This is a genomic window from Microbacterium galbum (assembly GCF_032464915.1).
Lineage (GTDB): Bacteria > Actinomycetota > Actinomycetes > Actinomycetales > Microbacteriaceae > Microbacterium > Microbacterium galbum.
In genome coordinates, this window is sequence record NZ_JAWDIS010000002.1 from 726,718 (window position 1) to 738,456 (window position 11,739).

At 71.9% G+C, this 11,739-nt stretch carries 11 protein-coding genes and 1 rRNA gene; 1 reads left to right on the plus strand and 11 read right to left on the minus strand.

Going from position 1 to position 11,739, the window contains the following annotated elements; genetic code table 11:
- Positions 1 to 47: 47 nt before the first annotated feature.
- The 10 genes from RWH45_RS12695 to RWH45_RS12740 all read right to left on the minus strand — a co-directional run bounded on the left by RWH45_RS12695 (position 48) and on the right by RWH45_RS12740 (position 10,582).
- The gene (locus RWH45_RS12695) at positions 48 to 1,688 is read right to left on the minus strand and encodes an ABC-F family ATP-binding cassette domain-containing protein (RefSeq protein WP_315995246.1); all 1,641 of its coding nucleotides are present in this window, start codon (positions 1,686 to 1,688) and stop codon (positions 48 to 50) included.
- Between the two features lie 184 nt (positions 1,689 to 1,872).
- Positions 1,873 to 2,802 carry a site-specific tyrosine recombinase XerD gene (gene xerD / locus RWH45_RS12700; RefSeq protein WP_315995247.1) on the minus strand — a complete coding sequence of 310 codons (930 nt, stop codon included), beginning with the start codon at positions 2,800 to 2,802 and terminating at the stop codon, positions 1,873 to 1,875.
- A 1-nt stretch (position 2,803) separates the two neighbouring features.
- Positions 2,804 to 3,382 carry an NUDIX domain-containing protein gene (locus tag RWH45_RS12705; RefSeq protein ID WP_315995248.1) on the minus strand — a complete coding sequence of 193 codons (579 nt, stop codon included), beginning with the start codon at positions 3,380 to 3,382 and terminating at the stop codon, positions 2,804 to 2,806.
- Between the two features lies 1 nt (position 3,383).
- Positions 3,384 to 5,081: a CTP synthase gene (pyrG, locus tag RWH45_RS12710; RefSeq protein WP_315995279.1), complete on the minus strand. Its 1,698-nt coding sequence runs from the start codon at positions 5,079 to 5,081 to the stop codon at positions 3,384 to 3,386.
- 110 nt (positions 5,082 to 5,191) lie between these two features.
- Positions 5,192 to 6,886, minus strand: a complete 1,695-nt coding sequence (gene recN, locus RWH45_RS12715; protein ID WP_315995249.1) for a DNA repair protein RecN — start codon at positions 6,884 to 6,886, stop codon at positions 5,192 to 5,194.
- Entirely contained in the window at positions 6,883 to 7,803 is a 921-nt protein-coding gene (locus RWH45_RS12720) for an NAD kinase (RefSeq protein ID WP_315995250.1), read from the minus strand. Before RWH45_RS12720 ends, recN begins: the two co-directional genes overlap by 4 nt.
- Complete coding sequence (locus tag RWH45_RS12725; RefSeq protein WP_315995251.1) at positions 7,800 to 8,600, minus strand: TlyA family RNA methyltransferase; 801 nt, start codon at positions 8,598 to 8,600, stop codon at positions 7,800 to 7,802. Before RWH45_RS12725 ends, RWH45_RS12720 begins: the two co-directional genes overlap by 4 nt.
- The gene (locus RWH45_RS12730; protein ID WP_315995252.1) at positions 8,597 to 8,767 is read right to left on the minus strand and encodes a hypothetical protein; all 171 of its coding nucleotides are present in this window, start codon (positions 8,765 to 8,767) and stop codon (positions 8,597 to 8,599) included. The genes RWH45_RS12725 and RWH45_RS12730 overlap by 4 nt, the downstream gene beginning before the upstream one ends.
- Positions 8,768 to 8,786: 19 nt before the next feature.
- A complete protein-coding gene (locus RWH45_RS12735; protein ID WP_315995253.1) occupies positions 8,787 to 9,824 on the minus strand; it encodes an HAD-IIA family hydrolase in 1,038 nt (345 codons plus the stop codon).
- Positions 9,821 to 10,582 carry a hypothetical protein gene (locus RWH45_RS12740; RefSeq protein WP_315995254.1) on the minus strand — a complete coding sequence of 254 codons (762 nt, stop codon included), beginning with the start codon at positions 10,580 to 10,582 and terminating at the stop codon, positions 9,821 to 9,823. The genes RWH45_RS12735 and RWH45_RS12740 overlap by 4 nt, the downstream gene beginning before the upstream one ends.
- 6 nt (positions 10,583 to 10,588) lie before the next feature.
- Between RWH45_RS12740 and RWH45_RS12745 the strand changes: the two genes are divergently transcribed.
- The gene (locus RWH45_RS12745) at positions 10,589 to 11,629 is read left to right on the plus strand and encodes a hypothetical protein (protein ID WP_315995255.1); all 1,041 of its coding nucleotides are present in this window, start codon (positions 10,589 to 10,591) and stop codon (positions 11,627 to 11,629) included.
- A 46-nt stretch (positions 11,630 to 11,675) separates the two neighbouring features.
- Here the strand turns inward: RWH45_RS12745 and rrf are convergent.
- Positions 11,676 to 11,739: ribosomal RNA gene (gene rrf / locus RWH45_RS16270) — 5S ribosomal RNA — on the minus strand; the annotation flags it as partial.

Genomic DNA, 11,739 nt, shown 5'->3' on the forward strand with positions numbered 1-11,739 from the left:
ACAGCGGCCTCGCATCTCGACGAACGGCGGGCCCCTGGCGACCGGATCTAGAGCTCCGAGACCCGCCCGGCCTCCACGTGCCAGCGACGATCGGTCTCGACGGCCGCGAGCATGCGCCGGTCGTGGGTGACCAGCAGCAGCGTCCCGGTGTACGAGCCCAACGCCTGTTCCAACTGCTCGATCGCGGGAAGGTCGAGGTGGTTCGTCGGCTCGTCGAGCACGAGCACGTTGACCCCGCGCGCCTGCAGCAGCGCGAGCCCCGCGCGCGTCCGCTCCCCCGGCGACAGACCGTCGACCGGCCGGGTGACGTGATCGGCCTTGAGGCCGAACTTCGCCAGCAGAGTGCGGACCTCCCCGGCGTTCAGCTCCGGCACGAGCGCTTCGAACGTCTCCGCGAGCGGCCGCTCCCCCACCAGCAGCGACCGCGCCTGGTCGATCTCGCCGATCGCGACGCTCGTCCCGAGCGACGCCGTGCCCTCGTCGGGCGACTGTCGACCCAGGATGCCGCGCAGCAGCGTCGACTTCCCGGCACCGTTCGGCCCGGTGATGCCGATGCGCTCGCCGGCGTTGATCTGGACCGAGACGGGTCCGAGGGTGAAGTCGCCCTGTCGGAACACGGCCCCGGAGAGCGTCGACACGACCGAGCTCGACCGCGGGGCCGACCCGATTGTGAATTCGAGCTGCCACTCCTTACGGGGCTCCTCGACCTCGTCGAGTCGCGCGATGCGGCTCTCCATCTGCCGCACCTTCTGCGCCTGCTTCTCACTCGACTCGGTAGCGGCCTTGCGGCGGATCTTGTCGTTGTCGGGTGACTTCTTCATCGCGTTGCGCACGCCCTGGCTCGACCACTCGCGCTGCGTCCGGGCTCGAGACACGAGATCGGCCTTCGTCTCGGCGTACTCCTCGTACTTCTCCCGCGCCTGTCGCCGCAGCGTCGCGCGCTCCTCGAGGTAGGCGTCGTACCCTCCGCCGTAGACGCGGTGCGTGTTCTGCGCCAGGTCGAGCTCGAGCACCCGGGTCACCGATCTGGCGAGGAACTCGCGGTCATGGCTGACCAGCACCACGCCGCCGCGCAGGCCCCGCACGAAGTCTTCGAGCCGCTCGAGGCCGTCGAGGTCGAGGTCGTTCGTGGGCTCGTCGAGGAGCGCGATGTCGAAGCGCGACAGCAGCAGCGCCGCGAGCCCCACGCGCGCCGCCTGACCCCCGGAGAGCCCGGTCATCCCGGCATCCGGTCCCACCTCCAGCCCGAGGTCGGCCAGAACCTGCGGCATCCGCTCGTCGAGGTCGGCGGCGCCGCTCGCGAGCCACCGCTCGAGGGCCGTGGCGTAGGCATCGTCAGCGCCCACGGCCGTGGGGTCGCCGAGGGCCGCCGCCGTGGCATCCATCTCGCGGGTCGCCTCCGCGCACCCGGTGCGACGAGCGATGTACTGCGCGACCGTCTCACCCGCGACGCGCTCGTGCTCCTGCGGCAGCCACCCGACGAACGCATCGGCGGGCGCGAGGCTGACGGTTCCGGCGAGGGGCTCGTCGGCCCCGGCGAGCAGCCGCAGCAGGGTCGACTTGCCGGCCCCGTTGGCCCCGACGAGCCCGACCACGTCGCCGGGCGCGACCGTGAGGTCGACGCCCTCGAAGAGCGTGCGGTGGCCGTATCCCCCGGCGAGGTTCTGGGCGACGAGGGTGGCGGTCATCCCCCTATCCTCCCAGGCCGGCCGCCACGCACTGCGCCGTCACCGGTGGGCCGGAGGCCCCGCCGGCGCTCCGCGTCGGTCACGTCGCTCGACCACGACGACGATGAGCCCCAGGATGCCGAGACCGGCGACCGGGAGTGCCCTGGCGACGACCGCGGTGCGCACCGCCGGCGCGTCCCGCGCCTCACCGCGCCCGCGGATGAGAGGTCGCGTACACGTCGCGCAGCGCGTCGACCGAGACGTGCGTGTAGATCTGGGTCGTCGCGACCGAGGCGTGGCCCAACAGCTCCTGCACGACCCGCACGTCGGCGCCGCCCTGCAGCAGATGCGTCGCGAACGAGTGCCGCAGGGTGTGCGGTGAGACGTGGGCGGTGAGCCCCGCGCCGTCGGCCGCGGCCTGGATGATCAGCCAAGCGCTCTGACGCGACAGCGGGGCGCCGCGCACGCCGAGGAAGAGGCGCGGCGTCGCGCGTCCCTTCGCGGCGAGGGCGGGTCGCACGCGCGTCAGGTAGGCATCGAGGGCAGCCCGGGCGTACGAGCCGACCGGCACGATGCGCTCCTTGTCGCCCTTGCCCCGCACGCGCAGCAGGTCCCCCTGAGCGACGTCGTCGACGTCGAGGTGGACGATCTCCGACACGCGGGCTCCCGTCGCGTAGAGCAGCTCGAGCAGCGCCCGATCGCGCACCGCAGCGGGGTCCGCGGCCGTGGCGTCCGCGGATCCGGGCACCGGTCCCGCGGCATCCAGCAGGGCGTCGACCTGCTGGATCGTCAGTGCCTTCGGCAGACGCCGGGGCGCCTTCGGCGGCCGCAGGCGTCCGCTGGGATCGGCCTCGGACCGCCCCTCGCGCACGAGGAAGCGGTGGAGTCCCCGCACGGACGACTGCATCCGCGCCAGGGACGATGCCGCGGGAGGAGGCTCGGCCGAGGCGCGCTCCGCGCCGAAGTCGGCGACCCGTTCCGGCGTCACCGCGTCGACGTCGACGATCCCGCGCGCGCGGAGCCACTCCACGTACACATCCAGATCGCGGCGGTACGCGGCGACGGTATGGTCCGACAGGCCCCGCTCGAGCGCGATGTGACGCAGATACGTCTCGACGGCGCGCTCGAGCTCCACGTCAGGCCGACGCGGCCTCGCGGCGGAGGACCTCGGCGGCGGCGAGCGCCCCCGCGGCCAGGATGCCGTTGCGCAGGCGCCCGGCGATGACCCCGTCGATCACGTCGGCGAGCGGCACGCGCTCCACCCGCATGTCGGACTCCTCGTGCTCGCGCTCGTAGTCGGTCTCGACCGTGCGCAGGCCGCGCGCGAGGAAGAGATGCACGACCTCGTCATTGCCCCCGGGCGTGGTGTGCATCGACAACAGGTGCTGCCAGCGGTCGGCTTCGAGGTCGACCTCCTCGGTCAGCTCGCGCTTCGCGGTCTCGATCGGCGGCTCGCCCGCCACATCGAGCAGGCCAGCCGGGATCTCCCAGTCGCGCTCCTTGATGGGGTGGCGGTACTGCTGGATGAGCACGACCCGTCCCTCGTCGTCGATCGCCACGACGGCCGCGGCCCCCGGGTGCTCGACGTACTGGCGGGTCATCTCCCCGTCGCCGTAGCGCACGGTGTCGCTGCGGACGTCCCATACGGCACCCTCGTAGACCACCTCGGTCGAGACGACCTCGAGGTCGACCGGCTCGTCGCGCAGCTGCTCCACGTCAGTCCTCCTCGACGTCGAACAGTTCGCTCGAGCGGTGACGCTCGAGGGCCGCGCCGACGAGCCCGCGGAACAGCGGGTGCGGCTCGGTCGGACGCGAGCGCAGCTCGGGATGCGCCTGCGTGGCGATGTAGTACGGGTGCACGTCGCGCGGAAGCTCGACGAACTCCACGAGGTCGAGGTCGGGATTCAGTCCCGAGAACACCAGGCCCGCGTCGCTGAGCTGCTGACGGTAGGCGTTGTTGACCTCGTAGCGGTGGCGGTGGCGCTCCGAGATGCTGTTCGCTCCGTAGACCTCCGCCGCGAGCGAGCCCTCCGCGAGGGCGGCCGGGTACAGCCCCAGACGCATCGTGCCGCCCAGGTCGCCGCTCTGGAGGATGTCGACCTGCTCGGCCATCGTCGCCACGACGGGGTGAGCGGTGTCGGGATCGAATTCGCTCGACGACGCGCCCTCGAGACCGGCGACGGTACGCGCGTACTCGATGACCATGCACTGCAGGCCGAGGCAGATGCCGAGAGTGGGGATGCCCTGCTCCCGAGCGAAGCGCAGCGCACCGAGCTTGCCCTCGATGCCGCGGATGCCGAAGCCGCCCGGCACGATGATGCCGTCGACGGCTCCGAGGGCCTTGGCCGCCCCCTCGGGCGTCTCGCACAGGTCGGACGGGATCCACGTGATCTTGACGTGGGTCTCCTGCCCGAAGCCACCGGCCTTGATGGCCTCGGTGACCGACAGGTACGCGTCGGGGAGGTCGATGTACTTCCCGACGAGACCGATCGTGACCTCGTGCTTGGGGTTGTGCACCGCCTGCAGCACGCGGTTCCAGCGCGACCAGTCCACGTCGGCGGCCTTGGAGATCTCGAGAGCGTCGACGATATACGCGTCGAGACCCTGGTCGTGCATCATCGACGGGATGTCGTAGATGCTCGGCACATCGATGGCGTTGACGACCGCGTCCTCGTCGACGTCGCACATGAGTGCGATCTTGCGCTTGTTCGACTCGGTGACGGGCCGGTCGCTGCGCAGCACGAGGGCGTCGGGCTGGATGCCGATGGAGCGCAGGGTCGCGACGGAGTGCTGCGTCGGCTTGGTCTTCTGCTCGCCCGAGGCGCCCATGAAGGGAACGAGCGAGACGTGCACGAAGAAGACGTTCTTGCGACCGAGCTCGTGACGGATCTGCCGCGCCGACTCGATGAACGGCTGCGACTCGATGTCGCCGACCGTGCCGCCGATCTCGGTGATGATGACGTCGGGCTGCGGGCTCTCGCTCGCCTGCAGGCGCATGCGGCGCTTGATCTCGTCGGTGATGTGCGGGATGACCTGCACGGTGTCGCCGAGGTACTCGCCGCGACGCTCGCGCGCGATGACCTGCGAGTAGATCTGGCCCGTCGTGACGTTGGCCGCCTGGCTGAGCTCGATGTCGAGGAAACGCTCGTAGTGGCCGATGTCGAGATCGGTCTCCGCGCCGTCGTCGGTCACGAAGACCTCGCCGTGCTGGAACGGGTTCATGGTGCCCGGATCCACGTTGAGATAAGGATCGAGCTTCTGCATGACCACGCGGAGTCCGCGGGCCGTGAGGAGGTTGCCGAGGCTTGCCGCCGTCAGGCCTTTACCCAGGGAGGAGACGACCCCTCCGGTCACGAAGATGTGCTTCGTCGTGAAGGTCGTGCTGTCTGAATGTCCCGCGTCCGAAGTCTGCATCACGGGCTTCGATCCTATCAGTCGGGTGTGGGGGTTCGCCTCAGAGTCTGGCAGCCCCTTCCGACATCCACGTCACGCCCGCGTGTCGATCGGGGGTCGAAGCACTCGGATCAGCGCGTCCGGCCGGTCTCGAGCAGTTCCCGCGCGTGCGTCAGAGCGGCATCCGAGTCGGAGAGTCCCGACAGCAGCCGCGCCATCTCCGCTTCGCGCTCCGCTCCGTCGAGCCGACGGACGCTGGATGCCGTGACCGCGCCGTCGTTCCCCTTGACGACGGTGAGGTGGTTGCCCGCGAACGCGGCGACCTGCGCGAGGTGCGTGACCGCGATCACCTGCGAGGATTCGGCCAGGCGCGCCAGACGTCGTCCGACCTCGATGGCCGCGGCGCCGCCGATCCCGGCATCCACTTCGTCGAAGACGAACGTCGGCACCGGGTCGACGCCGGCGATGACCACCTCGATGGCGAGCATCACACGGCTGAGCTCTCCGCCCGACGCCCCGCGCGACACCGGCCGCGGGTCGGCTCCGGGGTGCGGAGCGAGGAGGATCGAGACGTCGTCGCGGCCGTGCGCCGCGGGTGCCGCGGCAGCCACGTCGACGGTCAAGCGCGCATCGGGAAGGGCGAGGGCGTGCAGCTCCTCGGTCACCGCCGCACCGAGCCGCTCCGCCGCGTCCCGGCGGGCCGCGGTCAGGGCGTCGGCGGCCGCGTCGAGTTCGCGGGCGGCGGCGTCGCGCTGAGCGGTGAGGCGCTCGACCCGATCGCCGTCGTCGTCCAGTTCGACGAGGCGGGCCGATCCCGTCGCCAGAAGCTCGATCGCGGCGTCCACGGAGCCGTGGGTGCGCGCCAGCGCCGCGAGCACGCCGCGGCGCTCGTCGACCGCCGCGAGCTCGTGGGGACCGGACTCGTCGAGGTCGGCGAGATAGCCCGACAGTGCGACGGAGGCATCGGTCGCGCGGTACCCCAGATCGGCGACCTGCTCGCCGATCGCCGCCAGAGCGGCGTCGCTTCCCGAGATGCGTTCGAGGGCGCGACGGGCCTCCGCCAGGAGTGACACGACGTCCGGGGCGCCGTCCTCGTTCGACAGCGCCGCGTGCGCGGTCACCGCGGCGACGCGCAGTTCCTCGGCGTTCGCGAGGCGCTCGGCGCGGCGCGCGAGCTCGTCCTCCTCGCCGGGGAGAGGAGCGGCCGCCTCAATCTCCGCGATCGCGGCACGCAGCTGCTCGGCTTCGCGAGCCCGGTCATCGCGGTCGCCGGTCAGCGCCGACAGCTCGGCGTCGAGGGTGCGCCAGGCGTCCCACGCGGCGCGATAGGCCGTCCGGGCCGCGGTCACGGTGTCTCCGCCGAAGCGGTCGAGCGCATCGCGCTGCGCCGAGGCCGACCGCAGCCGCAACTGGTCGGATTGCCCGTGCACCACGACGAGATCGTCGGCGAGGTCGGCGAGCACTCCCGCGGGAGCGGTCCGGCCGCCCACGGTGGCGCGACCCCGGCCCTCGCTCGACACGGTGCGCCCGAGGTACAGCTCCGCCGCCCCCTCGCCGACCGGCTCGACGTCGCCGCCCGCCTCGCGCACGCGAGCGGCCACGGGGCCGTCCTCCGGTACGAGCCACACGCCCTCGACCGCGGCCTGAGCGGCGCCCGAGCGCACCGCGCCCGAGTCCGCCCGCTGCCCCAGCAGCAGTCCGAGACCCGTGACCACCATCGTCTTGCCCGCGCCGGTCTCCCCCGTGATCGCGGTGAACCCACGCCCGATGGGCAGGGTCGCGTCGGCGATCACGCCGAGGTCTTTGAGCCGCATCTCCTCGATCACGCCGCACCTCCGGTGGCGCCGCGCCACCCGGTGACGGGAAGGCGGAACTTGCGGACCAGTCGATCCGTGAAGGCCGCCGGGTGCAGGCGGGCGAGACGCACCGGCCGCGACGATCGCCGCACGACGACTCGCGCCCCGGGCGGCAGCTCGTGAGAGCGACGACCGTCGCACCACAGGATGCCGCTTCCGCTCGTGCGCTCGAGCACCTCGACGGCGACCGTGGCGTCGGGGCTCACCACGAGGGGGCGAGCGAAGAGCGCGTGCGCTGACAGCGGCACCACGGCGATGGCTTCGACGGTGGGCCAGATGACCGGCCCCCCGGCCGAGAAGTTGTACGCGGTCGATCCGGTGGGCGACGCGACGACGACCCCGTCGCATCCGAATGACGACAGCGGTCGGCCGTCGACCTCCATGACCACCTCGAGCATGCGCTCCCGGCTGGCCTTCTCTACAGTGGCCTCGTTCAGTGCCCAGGTCTCGAAGATGACGCTGTCGTCGGCATCCAGCACCCGCACGGCGAGGGCGAGACGTTCCTCGACGGTGTAGTCCCGCGCGATCACGCGGCGGACCGCGTCGTCCATGTCGTCGCGCTCGATCTCGGCGAGGAACCCGACGTGCCCCATGTTGATGCCGAGGATGGGCGCCCGCCCTCCGCGCACGGTCTCGGCGGCGCGCAAGATGGTGCCGTCGCCGCCGAGGACGATCGCGAGTTCCACGTCGGCGATGTCGACGTCGACGCCGAGAGTCTCGACGCCCTCGAGCGAGAGCCGCTCGGCCAGTTCGGGCCGGTCCTCCGCCGAGACGACGGGGGTCGCCCCCGCCGCGCGCACGGCGGTGAGGATGCGTTCGGCGGCATGGACGGTGTCGTCACGACGGGCGTGCACGACGAGGAGGATTCGGCGATCGCTGGGGGTCATCGGCTTCCGGTCAGTTCGGTCACGGTGCTCTCCCATTCTGAGGGGTCACCGCCCCGGACGGCCGAGAACCACGCGACATACTCCTGGTTGCCGTGCGTTCCGACGAGGGGCGACGCGATCAGGCCGGCCGTGCGCAGTCCCGTGTCCCACGCCGCCCACAGCACGCCGTGCACCGCGTCGGAGCGCAGGGCGGGGTCGGTGACCAGCCCGCCCTTCACCGCCGTGCGACCCACTTCGAACTGCGGTTTGATCAGCAGGACCACGTCGGCGTCGGGGGCCGCGGTGTCCGCGACGGCCGGGAGCACGTGGTGCAGGGAGATGAACGACAGATCGCCGGTCACCACGCGCGGGCGCTCGTCGACTCCCGTCGCGGCGGCGAGGGAGTCGGCGGTCATGAACCGCACGTTATACCCCTCGACCGACACGACGTCGGGGTCGCCGGCCAGAACGGTGGACAACTGCCCGTGGCCGACATCGACCGCCATGACCGGTCGGGCACCGCGCTCGCGCAGCACCTGCGTGAACCCGCCCGTCGATGCCCCGAGGTCCAGGGCGGTGCGCCCCTCCACCTCGATCGGGAAGGCGTCGAGTCCCGCGATCAGCTTGTGCGCCGCGCGGCTGACGTAATGGTCGGCGCCGGCGACGGAGATCTCGTTGTCGTCCCCGACCGGCGTCGACGGCTTGACCACCGGCCGCCCGTCGACGCTCACGACGCCCGAGGCGATGAGCTGCGCCGCGTGCGAGCGCGAACGGGCGAGTCCGCGGGCGGCGAGTGCCGCATCGAGGCGGGTCGTCATGGGCGCGGCGCGGCCGACGAGTCGGTGGGGGCCGACGCGAGGCGCTGTGCCAGTTCGTCGTGCACGGCGGCGTAGGCGTCCGCGCGCACGTCCAGCGGCTGCTCCTCGATGAGGCGCAGCCGATCGATCAGATCGGTCGGGGCATCCGGGGCGGCATCGTCCGACATGGATGCCATGCTACCGACGTCAGCGCACCCGGAACGGGTCCGCGTACAGCTGCTCCGGCACGCGGAAGCCGAAGATGGCCCGGCCCGAGTTCCAGATGGCGGCTGCTCCCGCGCGCAGGAGGTCGATCTGGCGGTCGCCGGTCGACACGATGCGCAGGTCGACGCCGTCGATCTCGACGACCGCGTCGCCGACCCGCGTGCGGTCACCCTTGACGACGGTGGCCGGGTACGGCTCGAACAGCTGACGCAGGTCTTCGACGATGTAATCAGGGCGCTGGGAGGGCGGTGCCGCCAGCACCTGCTTGGGCCGGTCGATGCCGGTCAGTACGAGGACCGACGGCATCTCGGCGACGCGCGCGCCCTGGATGTCCGTGTCGAGACGGTCGCCGATGAACAGCGGCGACGTCGCGCCCGTGCGGGCTACGGCTTCGTCGAAGATGGGGCGTTCCGGCTTGCCGGCGATGGTCGCCAGGCGCCCCACCGCCGTGTGGACGGCCGACACGAGCGTGCCGTTGCCCGGGGCGATGCCCCGCGCCTGAGGAATGGTCCAGTCGGTGTTCGTGGCCACCCAGGGGATGCCACCCTCTTCCACCGGCGTCGCCAGCGCGTAGGCGGCCTCGGCGAGGTGCTTCCACCCCACCTCGGGCGCGAAGCCCTGCACGACCGCGGCCGGGGAATCGTCGGCGCTGCGGGTGACGACGAAGCCCGCCTTCTCCACCTCGACGACGAGTCCCTCCCCGCCGATGACGAGGAGCGTCGAGCCCGCCGGGACGAGGTCCTTCATCAGCCGCATCGCGGCCTGCGGGCTCGTGGTCACGTCCTCGGCCGCGACGCTCAACCCGAGCGAACTCAGGTGCTCCGCCACCGACGCGTCGGTGCGCGAAGCGTTGTTCGTGATGTACCCGAGACGGAGCCCCGCGGCCTGGGCGCGGTTGAGGCTGTCGACCGCGTGCGGGAGTGCACCCGGGCCCGCGTAGACCACGCCGTCGAGGTCGGAGAGCACGACGTCCACCCCGTCCAACGGGGTGGGCTGCGCGGCCGCGCGGCGGAAGATCATCGCGACCCCTCGGCCTCGTCGTCCGACGCGGATGCTTCCTCGTCGGAGGTGGCAGAGCCCGGGTCCGTCGCAGCGGAGTGCTCGTCGGGCTCGGCGCCGGCCGTGTCATCGGACGCCTCCGAGGCGTCGTCGTCGTCGACGTCGTCGACGGGAATGACACCGGATGCCACGTCCACTCCGCCGTCGTCATCGATCAGGTCGATCTCCTCGACGACGATGACCTCGCGATCGGCCACTCCGGCAGCGGCGTCCAGCGCCTCTGCGGCGATGTCCGCACGCCGTTGCCACTCCGCGGCCTCCGCGTCGCGCCCCAACTCCTCGAGGACGGCCGCACGCGCGGAGAAGAGAGCGGGGCTCCATTCGAACGCGCGGTCGGGATCGGCCTCGGGGATCTCCAGCTCCTGCAGGGCACGATCCGTCTGCCCGAGGTCGAGGCGGGCACCCGACATGGCGATCGCCAGCTGGACGCGCACGGGCACCGACAGAGTCGAACGGTCGACCGCCCGGCCTTCCTCGAGTGCGCGGTCGGCACGACCGACGCCGCGTTCGCTGTCGACGATCAGCGGCAGCTGCTCGTCGGAGCCCGTGATGCGGCGGTGCGTGCGCAGCTCGCGCAGGGCGAGCGCGAAGTCGCCCACCGCGTAGGCGGTGATCGCGACGGTCTCCCGGACGACGCCCACGCGACCCGCGCTGCGCGAAGCGGCGAGGGCGTGCTGGTGGGCGAGCGCGGGGTCCTCGTCGATGAGGCGGGCCGCCATCGCCAGATGCCGGGCGACGTTGTCGGCGTTGTCCTTGCTCAGGGTCTTGAGCTCGTTGCGCGCCGCGCCGGGCAGGTCGAAGGCCGTGATGTCGTCGGGCAGCTCGGGGCCACGTTCGCGCCGGTCCTGCGGCGGGCGGGTCGCGCGCGCATCGTCCCGGTCGAAGCGGCGGGGCGCTCCCGCGCCGGGGCGGCTGTCGCGCGAAGGACGCCGATCGCCGCCGCCGAAGCCACGCTCACCGCCGTCACGACGCACGGGACGCTCGCCGTCACGACGGAACGCACGGTCACCGTCGTTCCGGTACGGACGCGCCTCCCCGTCACGACGCACAGGTCGGTCGCCGTCACGACGCGCGGGACGCTCGCCGTCACGACGGAACGGACGGTCACCGTCGTTCCGGTACGGACGCGCCTCCCCGTCACGACGGACAGGACGGTCGCCATCACGACGGACAGGACGGTCGCCGTCACGACGCACGGGACGGTCGCCGTCACGACGGACGGGACGGTCGCCGTCGCGACGGAACGGACGGTCACCGTCGTTCCGGTACGGACGCGCCTCCCCGTCACGACGCACAGGTCGGTCGCCATCACGACGGACAGGACGGTCGCCGTCACGACGGAACGGACGGTCACCGTCGTTCCGGTACGGACGCGCCTCCCCGTCGCGACGGACAGGTCGGTCGCCGTCACGACGGACGGGACGGTCGCCGTCGCGACGGAACGGACGGTCACCGTCGTTCCGGTACGGACGCGCCTCCCCGTCACGACGCACAGGTCGGTCGCCATCACGACGGACAGGACGGTCGCCGTCACGACGGACAGGACGGTCGCCGTCACGACGGAACGGGCGGTCGCCGTCGCGCCGAGGACGTCCGGCGCTATCGCCGTCACGGCGGGGAGGCCGCTCTCCGCGAGACGGCGAACCATCGCCGCGCGCAGACCGACCACGGTCGAATCCACGGTCGCTCGAGCGCCCGTCGTTACTCCTGCGCTCGTTGGAATCGTCCGTCGACATGATCGTCCTCCCCGGGAAATGTGCCCGTAAATGCGAAATGGCCACCCAGCGTTGGGCGGCCATTTCGTTAAAGGAAGTCCGGCGGTGTCCTACTCTCCCACAGGGTCCCCCCTGCAGTACCATCGGCGCTGAGAGGCTTA

Coding starts and splice junctions, on each gene's coding strand:
- RWH45_RS12695 (WP_315995246.1), bottom strand. CDS start 1,688: ATGACCGCCACCCTCGTCGCCCAGAACCTCGCCGGGGGATACGGCCAC.
- pyrG (WP_315995279.1), bottom strand. CDS start 5,081: ATGCAGACTTCGGACGCGGGACATTCAGACAGCACGACCTTCACGACG.
- RWH45_RS12720 (WP_315995250.1), bottom strand. CDS start 7,803: ATGACCCCCAGCGATCGCCGAATCCTCCTCGTCGTGCACGCCCGTCGT.
- RWH45_RS12725 (WP_315995251.1), bottom strand. CDS start 8,600: ATGACGACCCGCCTCGATGCGGCACTCGCCGCCCGCGGACTCGCCCGT.
- RWH45_RS12730 (WP_315995252.1), bottom strand. CDS start 8,767: ATGTCGGACGATGCCGCCCCGGATGCCCCGACCGATCTGATCGATCGG.
- RWH45_RS12735 (WP_315995253.1), bottom strand. CDS start 9,824: ATGATCTTCCGCCGCGCGGCCGCGCAGCCCACCCCGTTGGACGGGGTG.
- RWH45_RS12740 (WP_315995254.1), bottom strand. CDS start 10,582: ATGGCGGCCCGCCTCATCGACGAGGACCCCGCGCTCGCCCACCAGCAC.
- RWH45_RS12745 (WP_315995255.1), top strand. CDS start 10,589: ATGCCGGGCGACGTTGTCGGCGTTGTCCTTGCTCAGGGTCTTGAGCTC.